At 63.8% G+C, this 17,959-nt stretch carries 19 protein-coding genes; 13 read left to right on the top strand and 6 right to left on the bottom strand.

Going from position 1 to position 17,959, the window contains the following annotated elements:
* Nucleotides 1-17 precede the first annotated feature (17 nt).
* Genes lapB through rfaE1 form a run of 4 tightly spaced genes read left to right on the top strand, consistent with a single transcriptional unit; the run spans nt 18 to nt 4,155 of the window.
* On the top strand, nt 18-1,193 hold the full coding sequence (gene lapB, locus NLI84_RS06525; protein ID WP_255989039.1) for a lipopolysaccharide assembly protein LapB: 1,176 nt from the start codon (nt 18-20) through the stop codon (nt 1,191-1,193).
* A gap of 13 nt (nt 1,194-1,206) precedes the next feature.
* Nucleotides 1,207-1,908: an orotidine-5'-phosphate decarboxylase gene (pyrF, locus tag NLI84_RS06520; RefSeq protein ID WP_255989038.1), complete on the top strand. Its 702-nt coding sequence runs from the start codon at nt 1,207-1,209 to the stop codon at nt 1,906-1,908.
* Complete coding sequence (locus NLI84_RS06515; protein ID WP_255989037.1) at nt 1,905-3,224, top strand: UDP-glucose dehydrogenase family protein; 1,320 nt, start codon at nt 1,905-1,907, stop codon at nt 3,222-3,224. Before pyrF ends, NLI84_RS06515 begins: the two co-directional genes overlap by 4 nt.
* A complete protein-coding gene (gene rfaE1 / locus NLI84_RS06510) occupies nt 3,202-4,155 on the top strand; it encodes a D-glycero-beta-D-manno-heptose-7-phosphate kinase (protein WP_255989035.1) in 954 nt (317 codons plus the stop codon). The genes NLI84_RS06515 and rfaE1 overlap by 23 nt, the downstream gene beginning before the upstream one ends.
* Before the next feature lies 1 nt (nt 4,156).
* Here rfaE1 and NLI84_RS06505 read toward each other — a convergent pair whose 3' ends face one another.
* The 6 genes from NLI84_RS06505 to fdxA form a co-directional block, all read right to left on the bottom strand.
* Entirely contained in the window at nt 4,157-5,899 is a 1,743-nt protein-coding gene (locus NLI84_RS06505) for a GGDEF domain-containing protein (RefSeq protein ID WP_255989033.1), read from the bottom strand.
* A gap of 121 nt (nt 5,900-6,020) precedes the next feature.
* Nucleotides 6,021-6,470, bottom strand: coding sequence for a 50S ribosomal protein L9 (rplI, locus tag NLI84_RS06500; RefSeq protein WP_255989032.1), 450 nt, complete (start codon nt 6,468-6,470; stop codon nt 6,021-6,023).
* Nucleotides 6,471-6,487: 17 nt separating this feature from the next.
* Nucleotides 6,488-6,715: a 30S ribosomal protein S18 gene (gene rpsR / locus NLI84_RS06495; RefSeq protein WP_255989031.1), complete on the bottom strand. Its 228-nt coding sequence runs from the start codon at nt 6,713-6,715 to the stop codon at nt 6,488-6,490.
* Between the two features lie 9 nt (nt 6,716-6,724).
* Nucleotides 6,725-7,030, bottom strand: a complete 306-nt coding sequence (gene priB, locus NLI84_RS06490; RefSeq protein ID WP_255989030.1) for a primosomal replication protein N — start codon at nt 7,028-7,030, stop codon at nt 6,725-6,727.
* The gene (gene rpsF, locus NLI84_RS06485; protein WP_255989028.1) at nt 7,031-7,402 is read right to left on the bottom strand and encodes a 30S ribosomal protein S6; all 372 of its coding nucleotides are present in this window, start codon (nt 7,400-7,402) and stop codon (nt 7,031-7,033) included.
* Nucleotides 7,403-7,503: 101 nt separating this feature from the next.
* The gene (gene fdxA, locus NLI84_RS06480) at nt 7,504-7,827 is read right to left on the bottom strand and encodes a ferredoxin FdxA (RefSeq protein ID WP_255989026.1); all 324 of its coding nucleotides are present in this window, start codon (nt 7,825-7,827) and stop codon (nt 7,504-7,506) included.
* Between the two features lie 89 nt (nt 7,828-7,916).
* Between fdxA and gluQRS the strand changes: the two genes are divergently transcribed.
* The 9 genes from gluQRS (at nt 7,917) to folC (ending at nt 17,906) form a co-directional block, all read left to right on the top strand.
* On the top strand, nt 7,917-8,888 hold the full coding sequence (gluQRS, locus tag NLI84_RS06475) for a tRNA glutamyl-Q(34) synthetase GluQRS (RefSeq protein WP_373316913.1): 972 nt from the start codon (nt 7,917-7,919) through the stop codon (nt 8,886-8,888).
* Between the two features lie 158 nt (nt 8,889-9,046).
* The gene (locus NLI84_RS06470; protein ID WP_255989025.1) at nt 9,047-11,614 is read left to right on the top strand and encodes a motility hub landmark protein FimV; all 2,568 of its coding nucleotides are present in this window, start codon (nt 9,047-9,049) and stop codon (nt 11,612-11,614) included.
* On the top strand, nt 11,611-12,252 hold the full coding sequence (locus NLI84_RS06465) for a hypothetical protein (RefSeq protein WP_255989024.1): 642 nt from the start codon (nt 11,611-11,613) through the stop codon (nt 12,250-12,252). The genes NLI84_RS06470 and NLI84_RS06465 overlap by 4 nt, the downstream gene beginning before the upstream one ends.
* Before the next feature lie 10 nt (nt 12,253-12,262).
* Nucleotides 12,263-13,045 (top strand): tRNA pseudouridine(38-40) synthase TruA, encoded by a 783-nt coding sequence (truA, locus tag NLI84_RS06460; RefSeq protein ID WP_255989022.1) that lies wholly within the window; start codon nt 12,263-12,265, stop codon nt 13,043-13,045.
* A 13-nt stretch (nt 13,046-13,058) separates the two neighbouring features.
* Nucleotides 13,059-13,676, top strand: a complete 618-nt coding sequence (locus NLI84_RS06455; RefSeq protein WP_255989021.1) for a phosphoribosylanthranilate isomerase — start codon at nt 13,059-13,061, stop codon at nt 13,674-13,676.
* Nucleotides 13,677-13,691: 15 nt separating this feature from the next.
* Nucleotides 13,692-14,903, top strand: a complete 1,212-nt coding sequence (trpB, locus tag NLI84_RS06450) for a tryptophan synthase subunit beta (protein ID WP_255989019.1) — start codon at nt 13,692-13,694, stop codon at nt 14,901-14,903.
* Nucleotides 14,904-14,951: 48 nt separating this feature from the next.
* Complete coding sequence (trpA, locus tag NLI84_RS06445) at nt 14,952-15,755, top strand: tryptophan synthase subunit alpha (protein WP_255989018.1); 804 nt, start codon at nt 14,952-14,954, stop codon at nt 15,753-15,755.
* 10 nt (nt 15,756-15,765) lie between these two features.
* Nucleotides 15,766-16,638, top strand: coding sequence for an acetyl-CoA carboxylase, carboxyltransferase subunit beta (gene accD, locus NLI84_RS06440; RefSeq protein WP_255989017.1), 873 nt, complete (start codon nt 15,766-15,768; stop codon nt 16,636-16,638).
* Entirely contained in the window at nt 16,638-17,906 is a 1,269-nt protein-coding gene (gene folC, locus NLI84_RS06435; protein WP_255989016.1) for a bifunctional tetrahydrofolate synthase/dihydrofolate synthase, read from the top strand. Before accD ends, folC begins: the two co-directional genes overlap by 1 nt.
* Nucleotides 17,907-17,959: the final 53 nt, after the last annotated feature.

Below are 17,959 nucleotides of genomic sequence, written 5' to 3'. Positions count from 1 at the left end.
GTTTTACCGAGCCTCCCATGTCCGATTTTCCGTATTGGTGGTTGATCGCGCTACCCGTTTTTTTCGGCGCCGGCTGGTTGGCTGCGCGCGTCGATATCAAGCACGTGCTGGCGGAAACCCGCTCCTTGCCGGCCCAGTATTTCAAGGGCCTCAACTACCTGCTCAATGGCCGGACCAACGAGGCGGTCGACGTCTATGTCGACATCGCGCGCCATCACGTCGAAACGGTGGATCTGCAGTTCACGCTGGGCCATCTGTTCCGTCGCCGCGGCGAGCTGGAGCGCGCGATTCGCATGCACCAGAAGCTCTTGGATCGGCGCGAGCTCAATGATACCCAGCGCCAGCAGGCACAATTCGAGCTGGCGCGCGATTTCCTCAAGGCCGGTTTGTTCGACCGCGCCGAAGACATCCTGATCGAGTTGCAACACACCGATTACGCCCGCCAGGCACGCAGCGAATTGCTGGCGGTCTATCAGCAGGAAAAGGATTGGCAGAAGGCCATCGAGATCGCGCAGCGCATGCGCGACGAAAGCCATAGTTACCAGCACGAAATCGCGCAGTTCCATTGCGAGCTGGCCGAGCAGGCGTTTGCCCGCTCCAACCCGGTCCTGGCCGCAGAACACCTGCATGCCGCCCTCGCCGAGAACCGCCAGTGCGCGCGCGCGCGCTTGCTGCTTGGCGAGCTGGCGCAGGCGCGCGGCGATATCGATGCCGCGATAGAGGAATGGCTGGCGATCGAAGTGCAGGATCCGCTGGTGCTGGCGCTCGTCGCGCGCAAGCTTCTGGCGGCCTACGACGCCACGGCGCGTGCCACGGAGGGCACCACCTTCCTGCTGCGCATGCTGCAGCAATACCCCGAGCTCGATGTCCTCGACATCGCCTACGAGCGCCTGATGGCGCAGCAGGGGCTCGAGGCCGCGTATGAGTTCGTCCGCGAGCGCCTGAAGGCACATCCCACCATGCCCAGCCTGCGCAAGGTGCTCGAAGCGCACTTGTTGGTGGCACCGGACGACCAGAAATTCGAGCTGGAGATCATCGGCAAGCTGCTGACCGAAGCGACCCGCGAACACACGATGTACTATTGCAGCCATTGCGGTTTCAAGGCACGCCAGTATTTCTGGCATTGCCCGGCTTGTTCCGAGTGGGAAACCTATCCTCCGGTGCGTGGCCGCAAGAGCCGCAGCGCTGCCTGAACCTGGGCCTCAAATGACCAAACCTGATCCGCGCGTCCTCGTCGCGCTCGATTACCCCAACGCAGCCGGTGCGCTGACCTTTGCCGATCGCATCAGCCCCGACCTGTGCCGGCTCAAGGTCGGCAAGGAACTCTTCACTGCCGAAGGGCCGCGCCTCGTCGAGCAGCTGGTGGGGCGTGGCTTCGATGTGTTCCTCGATCTGAAATTCCATGACATCCCGAACACGGTGGCGCAGGCCTGCAAGGTCGCGGCCGGCCTCGGCGTCTGGATGGTCAATGTCCATGCCTCGGGTGGGCGCAAGATGCTGGAAACCACGCGCGAAGCGTTGGAGACCTTGCCGCAGCGACCACTCCTGATCGCCGTCACGGTGCTGACCAGCATGGATGCCCAGCAATTGGCCGAGCTGGGCTTGCCGGAACCCGCAGTCCAGGTCGAGCGCCTGGCGCGGCTGACCCGCGATTGCGGGCTCGATGGCGTGGTGTGCTCGGCGCAGGAGTCGGCCATGCTCAAGGCCGTGTGCGGGCGTGATTTCAAATTGGTCACCCCGGGCATTCGCCCGTTGGATGCCAGCCTCGACGACCAGCAACGCGTGATGACGCCGCAAGCGGCCGTGGCGGCAGGGAGCGATTACCTCGTGATCGGCCGGCCGATTACCCAGAGCGCGGACCCGGTCGCGGCGCTTATTCAGATCAACCAGCAAATTGCAGGTGCATGATGAAAATCACCGTCATTGGTAGTGGTTACGTCGGTCTGGTGACCGGCGCCTGCCTGTCCGAACATGGCAACGATGTGCTGTGTCTCGATGTCGATCCGTGCAAAATCGAGATGCTGCAGCGCGGCGAGATCCCGATCTACGAGCCGGGACTGGAAGACATCGTCAAGCGCAATGCCGCCGCAGGCCGCTTGCGCTTCACCACCAACATCGCTGAATCGGTGGCGCATGGCACGGTGCAATTCATCGCCGTGGGTACGCCGCCGGACGAAGACGGCTCAGCGGATCTGCAGTACGTGCTGGCTGCGGCGCGCAATATTGCGCAGCACATGAAGGACTACAAGGTGGTGGTCGACAAGTCGACCGTGCCGGTTGGCACCGCGGACAAGGTCAAGGCCACCATTGCCGAGGCGCTCGCTGCACGCGGCATCGAGTTGCCCTTCAGCGTGGTCTCCAATCCCGAGTTCCTGAAGGAAGGCGCCGCGGTCGAGGATTTCATGAAGCCTGACCGCATCGTGGTCGGTGCCGACGACGAGCGTGCCATCCAGCTGATGCGCAGCCTGTATCAGCCGTTCCAGCGCAATCACGACCGCACCCAGGTGATGGACGTGCGCTCTGCCGAGCTGACCAAGTACGCGGCAAACGCCATGCTGGCCACCCGCATCTCGTTCATGAACGAGCTGGCCAATCTCGCCGAGGTGCTGGGCGCCGACATTGAGCTCGTGCGCCGCGGCATCGGGTCCGATCCGCGCATCGGCTACAGCTTCCTTTACCCCGGGGTCGGCTATGGCGGGTCGTGCTTTCCCAAGGATGTGAAGGCGCTGTGCCGCACGGCCACGGAAAACGGCATGGATCTGAAGGTGCTCACCGCGGTCGAAGCGGCCAACGACGCACAGAAGCTACGCCTGGTCGAGAAGGTGGTGGCGCGCTTTGGCGAAAACCTGGCCGGCCATACCTTCGCGCTGTGGGGGCTCGCGTTCAAGCCCAAGACCGACGACATGCGCGAGGCGCCGAGCCTCGTCATCATCGAAGAGCTGCTCAAGCGCGGCGCGCGCATCGTCGCGTTTGATCCGGTGGCGATGAAGGAAACGCAACGCATCGTCGGCGATCGCATCGGCTATGCCGAGAGCCCCATGGCCGCATTGGCGGGCGCGGATGCGTTGCTGCTGGTGACTGAGTGGAAGGAATTCCAAAACCCCGATTTCGAGCGCGTCAGCGCCTTGCTGAAGCAGCCGGTGGTGTTTGACGGACGCAACCTGTTCGATCCGGACATGGTGAAACGGGCAGGGATCGCATATGAAGCCATTGGCCGCCACTGATCTCGCAGCGCTTCGGGCCGCCATTGCCGGCGCGCGGGTGCTGGTGGTGGGTGACGTGATGCTCGATCGCTACTGGTTCGGTGATGTCGAGCGTATTTCGCCCGAGGCGCCGGTACCGGTGGCGCGCATCCGCAAGCGGGACGAACGCGCCGGGGGGGCGGCCAACGTCGCGCGCAATATCGCCGCGCTGGGTGGGCAGGCCACGCTGCTGGCCGTCGTCGGCGACGACGAGCCTGCCGATACGCTGCAGCGCCTGCTGCACGAGGGGGGCGTGACTACGCATCTGCGGCGCGATCCGCATATCGCCACCACGGTGAAACTGCGGGTGCTGGCGCGTCAGCAGCAGCTGCTACGCATCGATTTCGAGGAGCAGCCGAGCCAGGAGACTCTGGCGGACAAGCTCGACGACTACCGCCGGCTGCTGGCCGAGGTCGATGTGGTCATCGTCTCGGACTACGGCAAAGGCGGTCTGCGCCATGTCGATGCGATGATTGCTGCTGCCAAAATCGCCGGCAAGCCGGTGCTGGTCGACCCCAAGGGGGAAGACTACAGCCATTACCGTGGCGCCACGCTGCTGACGCCCAATCGCAGTGAGTTCCGCCAGGTGGCGGGCGCGTGGCGGGACGAGCCCGACCTTGTCGCCAAGGCGCAATCGCTGCGTGCCTCGCTCGATCTGGAGGCGCTGCTGGTCACGCGCAGCGAGGAGGGCATGACGCTGTTCCGCAGGGGCGGGGTAGTCCATACCCCGACCGTGGCGCGCGAAGTGTTTGATGTCTCGGGTGCGGGCGACACCGTGATCGGCACGCTGGGGCTGATGCTGGCCGCCGGCCTCGATCTGCCGCAAGCGATGGATTGGTCCAACCGGGCCGCCGGCATCGTCGTGGGCAAGCTCGGTACCGCGGTGGTGCTGCCTGAAGAGCTGTTTGCTTGAATCAGGGCGCGATTTCGACGCGATTCTTCCCGGATTGCTTGGCGCGATACATTGCTTCATCGGCGCGGGTCAGCACGGCCAGCCGGTCTTCGCCGCTGCGCGCCAGCGTCACGCCGGCGCTGAAGGTGATCAGCAGCTTGCGATTCTCGTGCAGGAAGAAGCGACGCGTCAGCTCGCGCTGTAGCCGTTGCAATACCTGTTCGGCCTGGTCGAGGTCGGTATCGGGCAGCAATAGCACGAATTCCTCGCCGCCATAGCGGGCGACCACGTCGGTGGGGCGCAGCAGATCCTTGATGACCTGCACCAGGTGTATCAATGCGCTGTCGCCGGCGGCATGGCCGCTCTGGTCATTCAGCTGCTTGAAGTTGTCGATGTCGAGCAGTGCCACCGCCAGCTTGCCGCCGGCGCGTTCGATCCGGGCCGCCTCGATGACATACGTTTCCTCCAGCCCGCGTCGGTTCAATGCGCCCGTCAGCTGGTCAGAGCGAACCTGTTCGCTGATGGCGCGCATTTCGCGCTCCAGTTCGTGCACCCGGGTTTCGGCCGCATCGGCCTGTTGCCTGGCCAGCAGCAGCTCGTCACGGCTGCGCTGTACATCGAGCTGCATCGAGCGCGTGTCCTGTACCAGGCCTTCCATCACGGTGCGCAGCGTGCCGACGTTGTTGGCTTGCTGGATCTGCTCGGCGTATTGGCTGATGCGGGTGTGATATTGATCGGTGCTGTTGGAGATAAAGCCCAGGCGATCGACAAAAGTGGCGATCATGTTTTTGACCGCAGCCTGCGCCTCGAGCAGGTTTTGCTTGAGCAGGCTTTGCTTGTAGATCACTTCCTTGATGCCGATCTCGGCGTCGTAGATCAGATTCATGTCGAGTGGCTGGGCGACGATGTCCTGGACGGTGGCGATCTGGCCATGCAGCCATTCATCCTCGACCACCAGTTCGCTCATATTGCTGGTCAGCAGCCGCAGCAGGTTCAGCAGCCCGTCGCATAGCCGCTGTTCCTGGTCACTGGCAAGCTCCAACCTCAGCCAGAACTTCTTCAGCCGTGGCACCAGCTGCTGCAGATCGGCTTCGCTACCGACCGCCTCGGCCTCTCTGGCGAGCGAGCGCGTCTCGGCGGCGAGCTCGGGGTAGGCAGAAAGGCGGCCGGCGAGGCCGATTTCCAAGACGCTGACGAGGGCCGTGCGCCAATCCCCCCAGCTGCCTGCATCGCCGGTGGCACGTGCGCTCTCGCTGCTGGCCACGTCGATCAGATTGCTGTCGGGTGCGGATTCGCTCCAGGCCCTTGCCAGTCCATCGAGTTTTTCGTTCAGCGCCTCGGCATCGCCGCCGAAGTTGATCAGCACCCGTTCCAGCGACTCGCGCTTTTGCGCAATGGTGTAGCGGCTGCGCGCTTCCCAATGCTTGATGAGCTCGCGGATCAGGTCGGCCCAGCCACGGGTGAGCTGGGCCTGGGTGCCTTGTTGCTGGACGCTATGCAACAGCATGGGCGGGATGCTCTCCCAGTCCTCCTTGCGGCCAGCTTCCTGGATGGCTGCGATATGGCGCCTGATCTCGGGTGTCTGGCGCGGCAAGCCCGCCAGCATGGCGACGAGTATGGGCAGCAGCGGATGGATGCGCTCGGATTCCGGCGTCCCGGCGATGGCGTGATAGATCTCGCCATAATGGTCGGGTGTCGGCAGGATGCGGCGCATGGCCAGTTGCTTCAGCGTTTCGCGGGCAATGTCGGTGGGATTCTGGGCCATGCCTTGCTGCAGGAAGGGGGTACAAGCGGATTATAGTGAGTGCCGTGTGCAGGTGTCGCGCCCATGCAAAACGGGGGTGTCTCGCGACACCCCCGTTCTGGGTACGACGTGGCAGCCGAAATCAGGCAGCGGAGGTCACAACGACCTTGACGTCGACGTTGACATCGTGGTGCAGCGACAACGTGATGTCGTATTCGCCGATTTGCTTCAGCGGGCCTTCCGGCAGGCGCACTTCGAACTTCTTCACTTCGACGCCGGTGGCGGTAACCGCATCAGCGATGTCGACCGTGCCGACCGAACCGAACAGGCGGCCATCGACACCCGCCTTCTGGGCGATGCTGATGGTGGCGCCGTTCAACTTCTCGGCGCGGCCTTGTGCGGCGGTCAGGATATCGGCCTGACGGGCTTCGAGTTCGGCGCGACGCGCTTCGAAGTCCTGCAGGTTCGATTCGGTGGCGCGGCGAGCCTTGCCTTGCGGAATCAGGAAGTTACGGGCGTAACCGTCCTTGACCTTGACCACGTCACCCAGGGTGCCGAGGTTCGCGACTTTTTCGAGCAGAATGATTTGCATGGCTGATTCTCCTCGGCTTAGTGCAGGTCGGTGTACGGCAGCAGCGCCAGGAAGCGCGCGCGCTTGATCGCAGCCGACAGTTGACGCTGATAGCGCGCCTTGGTGCCGGTGATGCGAGCCGGAATGATCTTGCCGTTTTCAGCAATGAAATCCTTCAGCAGGCCGATATCCTTGTAATCGATATCCTTGATGCCTTCGGCGGTGAAGCGGCAGAATTTTTTCCGCTTGAACAGATTGCGAGACATGGTATTACCTCAATTCAACAATTCGTATTCGTCGATGTGCAACGCGAGTCGGTCCGGATAACGCTGGCTGGTTGCGGCCAAAAAGCCTTTGACCACCAGTTGCTGCCCGATTACCAAATGACTTAGTGGCGCTGCCTTGTCGCCGATCGCTATTGCCTTTACCTGCGCCAGAACACGACGTTCCGTACCGCATTCCACCTGCTGCGATTCATGGCTGATGACCAGCTGTTGAACCGCAATGCCTGCGGGGGTATAGCGTAGCGGGGCGAGTTCGATGAGCGTGCCACCCAGCAAGACCCGGTTGCGGGTCAGCACTTAGGCTGCAGCCAGGCCTTCTTGGCCAGCTTGCGGCGTCAGCGACTTGGACTTTTCTTCCTTCATCATCGGCGATGCTTCGGTAACGGCAGCATCGGTCTTGATGGTGAGGTGACGCAGCACGGCATCGTTGAACTTGAAGGCGTGCTCGAGTTCGTCCAGGGTTTCTTGGCCGATTTCGACGTTCATCAGCACGTAATGTGCCTTATGGATCTTCTGGATCGGGAATGCCAGCTGGCGGCGGCCCCAGTCTTCCAGGCGATGCACCTGACCGTTGCCGGCCGAGATCACAGCCTTGTAACGTTCGATCATGGCGGGCACTTGCTCGCTTTGATCCGGGTGCACAATAAACACGATTTCATAGTGTCGCATGTATGCTCCTTGCGGGTTGAAGCCTGCCGTCAGCGACGCCGGTCAGGCAAGGGGAAAACCAAGCCGGCGATTGTACTACGTAATCACCGGCCTGCTCAAGCTCAGCGCTCGACCAGCTCGATCTTGCCGACCTTGCCCGCCCATTCTTCGTGATCGGGTAGCGGGTCCTTCTTCTCGACGATGGTGGGCCAGTTCTTGGCGAGCTCGGCATTGAGCGCGATGTAGTCCTGCATCTCGGCTGGTACGTCATCTTCCGCGTAGATGGCTTCGACCGGGCATTCGGCCACGCACAGCGTGCAGTCGATGCACTCGTCCGGATCGATCACCAGGAAGTTCGGGCCTTCGTGGAAGCAGTCGACGGGACAGACATCGACGCAGTCGGTGTACTTGCACTTCACACAGGCATCGGTGACAACGTAAGTCATGGACGAAATCCTTCTCTAGGGGCGGTCTTTGCCGGAAAATAGTCTGCTATTTTAACAAAGCTCCTGCCAATACGAACGACATCGTGGCTATTTATAAAGAATCCGGCGTGAGCCCGGCCTCTGGCGCCTACCGCGGGCGCTTTGCTCCCAGTCCCACGGGTGATCTGCATCTGGGCTCCTTGCTCGCCGCGGTGGCCAGTTATCTCGAGGCGAGGGTGCGTGGCGGGCAGTGGCTGGTGCGGATCGAGGATCTCGATCCGCCGCGGATGGTGCAAGGTGCCGAGGGCCGTATTCTCGCGCAGCTCGAGGCCTACGGTTTCGAGTGGGATGGCGCGGTGTTGCGCCAGAGCGAGCGACTCGATCGCTATGAGGCCGCGCTGCAGCACCTGATCGCGAGCGGGCAGGTCTATCCTTGCGCCTGCACGCGCAAGGAAGTGGCGGCGATCGCCCGGGCGGGCATCGACGGGCCGGTCTATCCGGGGACATGCCGCGGCGGTATTGCTGCGGGGCGGGATCCGCGAGCGTGGCGCCTGCGGGTGGCGGATGTCGTGCAGGGTTTTGAGGACGGCGTGCAGGGCTGGTGTGAGCAGCGGCTGGCGAGCGAGGTGGGGGATTTCGTCGTCAAGCGCGCCGACGGCCTCTTTGCCTACCAGCTCGCCGTGGTGGTCGATGATGCGGAGCAAGGTGTGACCGACATCGTGCGTGGTGCGGACCTGCTTGATTCCGCGCCGCGCCAGCGCTATTTGCAGCATTGTCTGGGTTATCGCGAAACGGCGTATGTTCATGTGCCGGTGCTGGTGAATGCGCGCGGCGAAAAGCTCAGCAAGCAGACGCTTGCGCCATCGCTGCGGGCAAAAGAGGCGGTTTCCAGTCTATATCTGGCGTTGCGTCTCTTGGGGCAGCGTCCGCCGGATGATTTGCTGCGCGCGGATGTGAAGGAGTGCTGGCGCTGGGCCTGTGCCCATTGGTGTCTGGCAAGGGTGCCGCGGCAGCGTAACGTGCATTGCGACGAGGTCTTTGGGCTGGATACTCGGCGGGATTTTGCCCCTGATCGGGATTGACAGTTAAAAAATATGTTTTTTGGGCTATGTTCCGGATGAATTGGTGAATTCGCCATATCTGCAACAAAGCGCCGCCAGCCCTTGTTCTGCCTTGCATATGCGCCGAAGCTGATGATATGTTCACTGCCCGATGTAAGCTACACAAGTCGGGCCAAATAATGAGCTACCTGGGGGAAATCGTGCTGAGCAAACCAAGAATCAAGGCCTGCGTATTGGCCATGATGCTAGCCGCGCCGTTATATGCGAACGCGGCCGGGCTGGGCCGGCTAAATGTGCAATCGGGTCTGGGGCAGCCGTTCCGTGCCGAGATCGATCTCGTCGCGGTCACCCCGGAGGAAGCCGATTCCCTGGTGGTGAGCCTGGCCTCCCCGGATGCATTCGCCAATGCCAACATCCAGTACCCGCCCGGCTCGCTGGGCCTGCGCTTCAATATCGAAAAGCGCGGCGGTGGCCAGTACTATGTGGCAGTCAATTCATCGCAGCCGATCGGCGAGCCGTTCCTCGATCTGCTGCTGGAACTCAACTGGGCCGGTGGCCGCATCCAGCGTGAATATACGGCGCTGATCGATCCGGTGGACTATACGGCGCAGCGTCCGAGCACCACCTTGCCGGGTCGTTTGTCCGGCAAGACACCGGCACCCGTCGCGAGCAAGCCGACCACGTCAGCCAAGGGCGAGGCGTCGTCCAAGCCGGCGCGTGGCAAGAGCGCCGCGCCGAGCGACACTGCGGGCAGCCAGGTCGGGGCCGATCAGATTGAGGTCAAGTCTGGCGACACGTTGTCGTCGATTGCGGGGCAGGTCAAGCCCGAAGGCGTCAGCCTCGACCAGGTGCTGGTTTCCTTGTATCGCGCCAACGCGGATGCGTTCGCCGGCAATATGAACCGCCTCAAGCGCGGCAAGATTCTGCGGGTGCCGGCGCGCGAGGAAATGGAAGGCGTCAGCCGCAGCGAGGCCGCCAAGGAAATTCGCCTGCAGTCGGACAACTGGCGTGCCTATCGCCAGCAGGTGGCCGAAGGCGCGATGAAGGCGCCGGCTGCCGATCAGGGCCAATCCACCTCGGGCAAGATTTCCGCCAAGGTCGAAGATCAGGGCGGCAGCCAGGCCGAGAATCAGGATCGCTTGAAGCTGTCCAAGGGCGGCGACGCCAAGGGCGGCAAGGCGGCGGGCGACGCCCAGGCACGTATCCGCACGCTGGAAGAAGAGGCCGCGGCGCGTCAGAAGGCGCTCGACGAAGCCAATCAGCGTGTGGGCGAGCTGGAAAAGCTGGTCAAGGATCTGAACAAGACGCTGCCCAAGACCGGCGGTAAGAATGTTCCGACCCCGACTGCGGCACCGACGCCCGCACCGACCCCGACGCCGGAGCCGACCGCGGTACCGACGCCGGCAATCGCATCGGTCGTCGCATCCGAGGCCTCCGTGGCTGCCGTCGTTCCGGCGGCGAGCGAACCCGCCTCCGCGCCGCAACCCAAGAAGCGTCGCGCCCCGGTCGAGATCGAGGCGCCGGTTGAAGAAGAGCCGTCGTTCCTGTCTGGCCTCCTGGACAACCCCTTGCTGCTCGGCGGTGGCCTCGGCGTGCTCTTGCTCGGTGTTGGCGGCTTGCTCTGGGCGCGTCGTCGTCGTCCGGCCGTTTTCGAGGACAGCATCATCACGGGCGGCGATCTCAAACCCAATACCGTGCTGGGTAGCACCGGTGGGGCCGTGATCAGCACCCAGCCGACCGAAAACTCTTTTCTGACCGATTTCAGTCGTCAGGGTCTCGGTACCATCGACACCGATGAAGTCGATCCGATTGCCGAGGCAGAGGTCTACATGGCCTACGGCCGTGACAGCCAGGCCGAGGAAATCCTCAAGGATGCGCTGTCCAAGGATGCATCGCGCAACGAGATCCGCATGAAGCTGCTGGAAATCTATTCGGCGCGCAAGGACAAGACCTCGTTCGAGGAAGTCGCGGCCGATCTCTTTGCCAAGACCAATGGCGCGGGTCCGGTGTGGGAGCAGGCTTCGTATATGGGCCGCAACCTGGATCCGGAAAACCCGTTGTATGCGCACAAGGATGGCGCTCGTGCTGCACCGATGATCGAGTCGCCGGCCCCGGCTTCCTTCGGTGAAACCACGGCCGTAGCCGCCGCGGCTGCCGCTGCGCCGATCGATCTCGATCTTGGTTTCAGTGGCGAGCCGGCCCCGGTCCCGCAGCGTGAGCCGGCACCGGTTGCCGCGCCTGAACCGGTTGTTGCCGACAACCTCGATTTCGATCTCGATGCGTTTGTCGTGCCGGGTGAGGCTGCAGCTCCTACGCCGCCTGCCGCGACGGCGGATTTCAGTGATCTGGACTTCGGTCTCGATCTGGATCAGCCGAGCGAGCCGGAGATTGCAGCCCGTGCTCCGGTGGCGGATCTCTCGCTCGGTATGGCCGAGCTGGATGCGCCTACCGTGGCCGAACCGGTTGCGGCTGCGCCCCAGGCGATCGATCTCGATTTCGACTTCAACCTCGATGCGCCGACCGCGGCGTCGACAGCGGATGTTGAGCCCCTGATCGATCTGGAGCAGGACACCGTCAGCGAGCTGGATTTCTCGGCTGAGGATCCGGTGCAGACCAAGATTGACCTGGCTCGCGCCTATATCGATATGGGAGACGTGGAAGGCGCGCGTGAAATCCTGCAAGAGGCCATGAGCGAGGGGAATGCGGCGCAGCAGCAGGAGGCACGTGGCCTGCTCGATAATCTGTGAGTGAGATAAGCTGGGCCCATCCGGCCCAGCGCCTCTTGTTGTGGTGTTGGGTGGCGTGTGGCCTGCAGCTGATGCAGCCCGCGCCACTTGTCTTTGTGGTGGCGTCCATGCTGGTCCTGGTGGCGTGGCAGGGCGGTCGCCCGGCGCTGACGGGGTTGCGCCGCAGTAGCCGCCTGATGCTGAGCATCGTGCTGATCTACGGCTGGAGCGTGCCTGGCCGTTATGTCTGGCCGAGCTGGTGCTCGCCCACCTTTGAAGGCCTGTGCGCAGGTGGGCTGCAAATGCTCCGCTTGGCGGGCGTGATCCTCACCTTGCGCTTATTGCTGTCGGGCATGGTGCGCGAGCGGTTGCTGGCCGGCTTGTATACGCTGCTTGCCCCGTTGACGCTCTTAGGGTTCGATCGCAGCCGCGCGGCGCTCCGATTGTCGCTGACGCTGGCCCAGGTCGATGCGTTGCTGGCAACGCCCATGCAACCGCGCTCGCTATGGCGCGCGTTGGCACAATTGGAGAGCGACGCCGGTGTGATGCCTGACGTAGAATGGCGCCCCTTGGCGATGACCGCCGCGCAGCGCGCCGTGTTGGGCGCACTGACGATGGGGCTGCTGGCAACGCTGGCAGCGGCTTGGATGACCAACTGATTGGACCGCGATGAAGTACGCGCTTGCCGTCGAATACGACGGCCGTGCCTTTTCCGGCTGGCAGATCCAGCCCTCTGAGCCGACGGTGCAGGCTGCGCTGGAGGAAGCGCTGGCGCGCATGGCGGGGCATCCGGTGCGCGCGCATGCGGCTGGGCGCACCGATGCGGGCGTGCATGCCGCGCGGCAGATCGTCCATTTTGAGACCGCCGTGCAGCGCCCGCTGACTGCCTGGGTGCGCGGCGTGAACAGCTTTCTGCCAGCGGGTGTTGCCGTATTGTGGGCCCAGGTGGTGCCGGATGCCTTTCATGCCCGTTTCTGCGCCACGGCACGCCACTATCGTTATCTGTTGCTGCAGCATCCGGTGCGGCCGGCCTTGCTGGCCGGGCGGGTAGGGTGGGTGCATCAGGAGCTCGATCTCGAGCGCTTGCGCGGGGCGGCGGCGCTGCTGCAAGGCACGCACGACTTCACCAGTTTTCGCGCGGCGGAGTGCCAGGCACCCAGCCCGGTCAAGACACTGCATCGGCTGGACGTCCACGCCCATGGCACGCTGCTGACCTTCGATTTTTCCGCCGACGCCTTTTTGCATCACATGGTGCGCAATCTGATGGGCTCGCTGCTCTTTGTCGCCAAAGGCAACCGGCCGCCAGAGTGGATGGGCGAGTTGTTGCATGCGCGTGACCGTTCGGCAGCGGCGCCCACCTTCATGCCGGACGGGCTTTACCTCGCCGGTGTAAGCTATCCGTCCGAATTCGGCCTGGCCAGTGAACCCGAGCCCAGGCACGGACTGATCTGAAGCGAGACCTGTCTTGATTCCACGTATCAAAATTTGCGGCCTGCGCGATCCCGAGACTGCCGCGCAGACCGCGCGCCTGGGCGCGGACGCGATAGGCCTGGTCTTCTATGGGGCGAGCCCGCGTCATGTCGACATCGCCACCGCCGCCGCGATCTGCGCGGCCTTGCCGGCTTTCGTTGCGAGCGTGGGCCTGTTTGTCGACGCCGAGCCTGAAGTGGTGCGCGAGGTGCTGGCGCAGGTGCCGCTCGATCTGCTGCAGTTCCATGGCGACGAGAGCCCCGAGTACTGCCGCAGCTTCGGCCGTCCCTACCTGAAAGCGGTACGGGTTAAACACGATGTAAATTTGCTAGAATACGCCGCCCGCTACCGCGACGCGCGCGGCCTTCTGGTCGATGCCTACGTGCCGGGCGTGCCCGGTGGTACCGGCGAAGCCTTCGATTGGTCGCTGTTGCCGGTCGCTCTGCCGCTGCCGCTGATCCTCTCTGGCGGGCTTGCGCCGCACAATGCCAGGGACGCGGTGCAAGCAGTCAAGCCATGGGCTGTCGATGTCTCCAGTGGCGTCGAGAGTGGCCGTGGTATCAAGGACCTCAATAAAATTGCGGCGTTCATCCAAGCGGTGCACGCAGCTTGATCGAGTGAGAACGACATGAACGACTTCCTCCGCTACGCCCAGCCGGATGAGCGCGGCCACTTCGGCCAGTTTGGCGGCATCTACGTCGCCGAAACGCTGATGACGGCACTCGACGAGTTGCGCATCGAGTACGAAAAGGCGACCCAGGATCCGGACTTCATGGCTGAGTTCCGCTACGAGCTCAAGCACTACGTCGGCCGCCCCAGCCCGATCTATCACGCCAAGCGCTGGTCCGAGCTGCTCGGCGGCGCGCAGATCTACCTCAAGCGCGAAGACCTGAACCACACCGGCGCGCACAAGGTGAACAACACCATCGGCCAGGCGCTGCTGGCCCGACGCATGGGCAAGAAGCGCGTGATCGCCGAGACCGGCGCCGGCCAGCACGGCGTGGCCTCCGCCACGGTCGCCGCCCGCTACGGTCTCGAATGCGTGGTCTATATGGGCGCCGAGGACGTCGCCCGCCAGTCGCCCAACGTCTATCGCATGAAGCTCTTGGGTGCCCAGGTGGTGCCGGTGTCGTCAGGGTCCAAGACGCTGAAGGACGCGATGAACGAGGCGATGCGTGACTGGGTGACCAACGTCGATTCCACCTATTACATCATCGGCACCTGTGCCGGCCCGCACCCGTACCCGATGCTGGTGCGCGACTTCCAGTGTGTGATCGGTGATGAATGCAAGACGCAGATGGTCGATCTGATCGGTCGCCAGCCCGATGCCGTGGTGGCGTGCGTCGGTGGTGGCTCCAACGCGATCGGCATCTTCCATCCCTATATCGAGGTGCCAGGCGTGCGTCTGATCGGCGTCGAAGCCGGTGGCGATGGACTCGATACCGGCCGCCATGCCGCGCCGCTGACCGCCAATGCCAAGCCGGGCGTGCTGCACGGCAACCGCACCTATCTGATGCAGGACGAGAACGGCCAGATCATCGAAACGCATTCGATCTCCGCCGGCCTCGATTATCCGGGCGTCGGCCCGGAACACAGCTATCTCAAGGACATCGGTCGCGCCGAATATGTCGCCGCCACCGATGACGAGGCACTCGCTGCGTTCCACGATCTGTGCCGCTTCGAAGGCATCATCCCGGCGCTGGAGTCGAGCCACGCGCTGGCCTATGCCAAGCGCCTGGCGCCCACGCTGGACAAGGACCAGGTCATCCTGGTCAACCTGTCCGGCCGTGGCGACAAGGACATCCCGACCATCGCGCGCCGCGAAGGCATTCAGCTCTAATCACCCAGGGCGGCGAGTTGTTTCGCCGCCCATTACCGAATCCAGAACATGTCCCGTATCTCCTCCGTGCTTGCCAGCCTGGCCGAACAGCGGCGCCAGGCCTTGATTCCCTTCATCACCGCGGGCGACCCGCGGCCCGGGCTCACTGTCGAGCTGATGCATGCATTGGTCGCCGGCGGCGCCGACGTGATCGAACTTGGGGTGCCGTTTTCCGATCCTATGGCCGATGGCCCGGTGATCCAGCGCGCCAGTGAGCGCGCGCTGGCGCATGGCGTGTCGCTGCGCGATGTGCTGGCCATGGTGCGCGAGTTCCGCAATACGAATGACAAGACCCCGGTGGTGCTGATGGGTTACGCCAACCCGGTCGAGGCCATGGGCTATGAGACTTTTGCTGCCCAGGCGAGCGAGGCGGGTGTCGACGGCGTGCTCACCGTCGATCTGCCGCCGGAAGAGGCCGAGGATTGCACCGCCGTACTGCGTGCCCACCAGCTCGACCAGATCTTCCTGTTGGCGCCGACCACGCCGGAGGCGCGGCTCAAGGCTGCGGCACGGCTCGCCAGCGGCTATGTGTACTATGTGTCGCTCAAGGGCGTGACGGGCGCGGCGACGCTGAACGTGGCCGACGTGGCCGACAAGCTCGCCGTGATGAAGCGGCATATTGATCTGCCCATCGGCGTGGGTTTCGGCATCCGCGATGCCGATACCGCCCGCGCCATTGCCCAGGTGGCCGACGCCGTGGTGATCGGCTCGCGCCTGGTGCAGGAAGTGGAGGCCGGCGAAGACGGCCTCGCCCAACGATTGACCGAATTTCTGGTAGGCGTCCGTGCCGCGATGGACACGGCGCGCGCCTGAGGAGTAACAGATGAGCTGGTTGCAAAAACTGCTGCCCCCCAAGATCAAGAGTCGTGAGCCGGGCGCCGAGAGCAAGGGCGTACCGGAAGGCCTGTGGCATAAATGCTCGGCCTGCGGCTCGGTGCTGTATCGCACCGATCTGGAGAACAACCTCGAAGTCTGCCCCAAGTGCAGCTACCACAACCCGGTGTCGTCGCGCCGCCGTCTCGATCTGCTGCTCGATCCGGAAGGCCGCTTCGAGATTGGCGCCGAGGTGCAGCCGGTTGATCCACTGAAGTTCAAGGCCACCAAGCGCTATGCCGACCAGCTCGGTCAGTACCGCGCCAGTACTGGTGAGGATGACGCTCTGGTGGTATTGCAAGGCGCCATCCACAACCTGCCGGTGGTGGCAGCGGCCTTCGAATACAAGTTCATCGGGGGCTCGATGGGCTCGGTGGTCGGCGAGCGCTTCGTGCGCGGCGCGCGCGTCGCGTTGGAAAACAATCTGCCCTTCATCTGCGTGGCCGCCTCGGGTGGCGCACGGATGCAGGAAGGCCTCAATTCGCTGATGCAGATGGCCAAGACCAGCGCCATCCTCACCAAGCTGGCCGATAAGCGCCTGCCTTTCATCTCGGTGCTGACCGATCCGACCATGGGCGGCGTCTCCGCTTCGTTCGCTTTCCTCGGCGACGTGGTGATCGCCGAGCCGGGCGCCCTGATCGGCTTTGCCGGCCCGCGCGTGATCGAGCAGACCGTGCGCGAAACGCTGCCCGAAGGCTTTCAGCGCTCCGAGTTCCTGCTGGAGAAGGGCGCGATCGATATGATCGTCGACCGCCGCGAGATGCGTCTGCAGATCGCCCAGTTGCTCTCGCTGTTGTCCAAGCAGCCCGCCGTCGCCGCCTGATGTTCGCCGCTGATACGCTCGAGGACTGGCTTGCCCACCTCGAGCAGCTACACCCCAGCGCCATCGACATGGGGCTGGAGCGTGTTGCCCGTGTGCGCGATGCACTGGGCCTCGCGCCAACGTTTCCCATCCTCACGGTGGGCGGTACCAACGGCAAGGGTTCGGTGTGCGCGATGCTCACCGCCATGCTGCGTGCCGCCGGCTACCAGGTGGGCACCTATACCTCGCCGCACCTCTTGGCGTACAACGAGCGGGTGCGGATCAACCTCGAACCGGCCAACGATGATGATCTGGTCGCGGCTTTTGCCGCGGTCGAGGCGGCGCGTGGCGAGACGACGCTGACCTATTTCGAATTCGGCACGCTCGCGGCCATGCAGCTGTTCATTGCCGCCGACGTCGACGTGGCGGTGCTCGAAGTGGGGCTGGGTGGTCGACTCGATGCCGTGAACGCGTTCGATGCCGACGTGGCCGCTGTGGTCAACGTCGATCTGGATCATCAGGCCTACCTCGGAGACACCCGTGAGAAGATCGCGTTTGAGAAAGCTGGGATCTACCGGCCAGGCAAGCTTGCGTTCTGTGCAGATCCAAACCCGCCGCAGGCGCTACTGGATGTGGCTGCGCAACAGGGCGCAGAACTCCGACTGATCGGTCGCGACTACAGCTGGCAGATGGAGGCCGAAGGCAACCAGTGGGCGTGCGCCACGCCCGCCGGCACGCGGCATGCCTTGCCCTTGCCCGCGCTGCGCGGCGCCTACCAGCTGGGCAACGCGGCACTCGCCGTGGCCATGCTCGACGGCCTGCGCGATGCGTTACCGGTGAGCCTGGGACAGATTAAGCAGGGCTTGCTGGAAGTGGAGTGGCCGGCGCGTTGCCAGGTTTTGCCGGGGCGCCCGCAAACCATACTCGATGTTGCGCATAATCCGCATGCCGCCCGCGCGTTGCGCCAGGCGCTCGATGGCATGGGCTTTGCGGCCAATACGCACGCGGTGTTCGGTGCCATGATGGATAAGGATATCGCCAGCGTGGTGACCATCCTCGCGGACCGCATCGACTGCTGGCACCTGGCGGCGCCGCAGATTGCCCGGGCCGCGCAGGTTGATGCGCTTGCCGCCATCGTGCACCGGGTGGCGCCGCAGGCGCGCGTTGAGCGTTACGATTCCGTATCGCTCGCCTGGTCGGGCGCCTGTGAGGCGGCCGGCGAAGCTGATAGAATCCTGGCCTTTGGTTCCTTCTATACGGTGGCCGAGGTCATGGCCGCGCGAGCCTAGATGCCGTTTCGTACCACCCCGAACGCAGCCGTAAAACTGGAAGTCGACAGGCC

Source organism: Chitinolyticbacter albus (assembly GCF_024437655.1).
GTDB classification, from domain to species: domain Bacteria; phylum Pseudomonadota; class Gammaproteobacteria; order Burkholderiales; family Chitinibacteraceae; genus Chitinolyticbacter; species Chitinolyticbacter albus.
This window is presented reverse-complemented; position numbering and strand designations above follow the sequence as displayed.

Coding starts and splice junctions, on each gene's coding strand:
- truA (WP_255989022.1), top strand. CDS start 12,263: ATGAAGTACGCGCTTGCCGTCGAATACGACGGCCGTGCCTTTTCCGGC.
- accD (WP_255989017.1), top strand. CDS start 15,766: ATGAGCTGGTTGCAAAAACTGCTGCCCCCCAAGATCAAGAGTCGTGAG.
- NLI84_RS06505 (WP_255989033.1), bottom strand. CDS start 5,899: ATGGCCCAGAATCCCACCGACATTGCCCGCGAAACGCTGAAGCAACTG.
- lapB (WP_255989039.1), top strand. CDS start 18: ATGTCCGATTTTCCGTATTGGTGGTTGATCGCGCTACCCGTTTTTTTC.
- folC (WP_255989016.1), top strand. CDS start 16,638: ATGTTCGCCGCTGATACGCTCGAGGACTGGCTTGCCCACCTCGAGCAG.
- trpB (WP_255989019.1), top strand. CDS start 13,692: ATGAACGACTTCCTCCGCTACGCCCAGCCGGATGAGCGCGGCCACTTC.
- pyrF (WP_255989038.1), top strand. CDS start 1,207: ATGACCAAACCTGATCCGCGCGTCCTCGTCGCGCTCGATTACCCCAAC.
- fdxA (WP_255989026.1), bottom strand. CDS start 7,827: ATGACTTACGTTGTCACCGATGCCTGTGTGAAGTGCAAGTACACCGAC.
- trpA (WP_255989018.1), top strand. CDS start 14,952: ATGTCCCGTATCTCCTCCGTGCTTGCCAGCCTGGCCGAACAGCGGCGC.
- NLI84_RS06515 (WP_255989037.1), top strand. CDS start 1,905: ATGATGAAAATCACCGTCATTGGTAGTGGTTACGTCGGTCTGGTGACC.
- rplI (WP_255989032.1), bottom strand. CDS start 6,470: ATGCAAATCATTCTGCTCGAAAAAGTCGCGAACCTCGGCACCCTGGGT.
- rfaE1 (WP_255989035.1), top strand. CDS start 3,202: ATGAAGCCATTGGCCGCCACTGATCTCGCAGCGCTTCGGGCCGCCATT.
- rpsF (WP_255989028.1), bottom strand. CDS start 7,402: ATGCGACACTATGAAATCGTGTTTATTGTGCACCCGGATCAAAGCGAG.
- NLI84_RS06470 (WP_255989025.1), top strand. CDS start 9,047: ATGAGCTACCTGGGGGAAATCGTGCTGAGCAAACCAAGAATCAAGGCC.
- rpsR (WP_255989031.1), bottom strand. CDS start 6,715: ATGTCTCGCAATCTGTTCAAGCGGAAAAAATTCTGCCGCTTCACCGCC.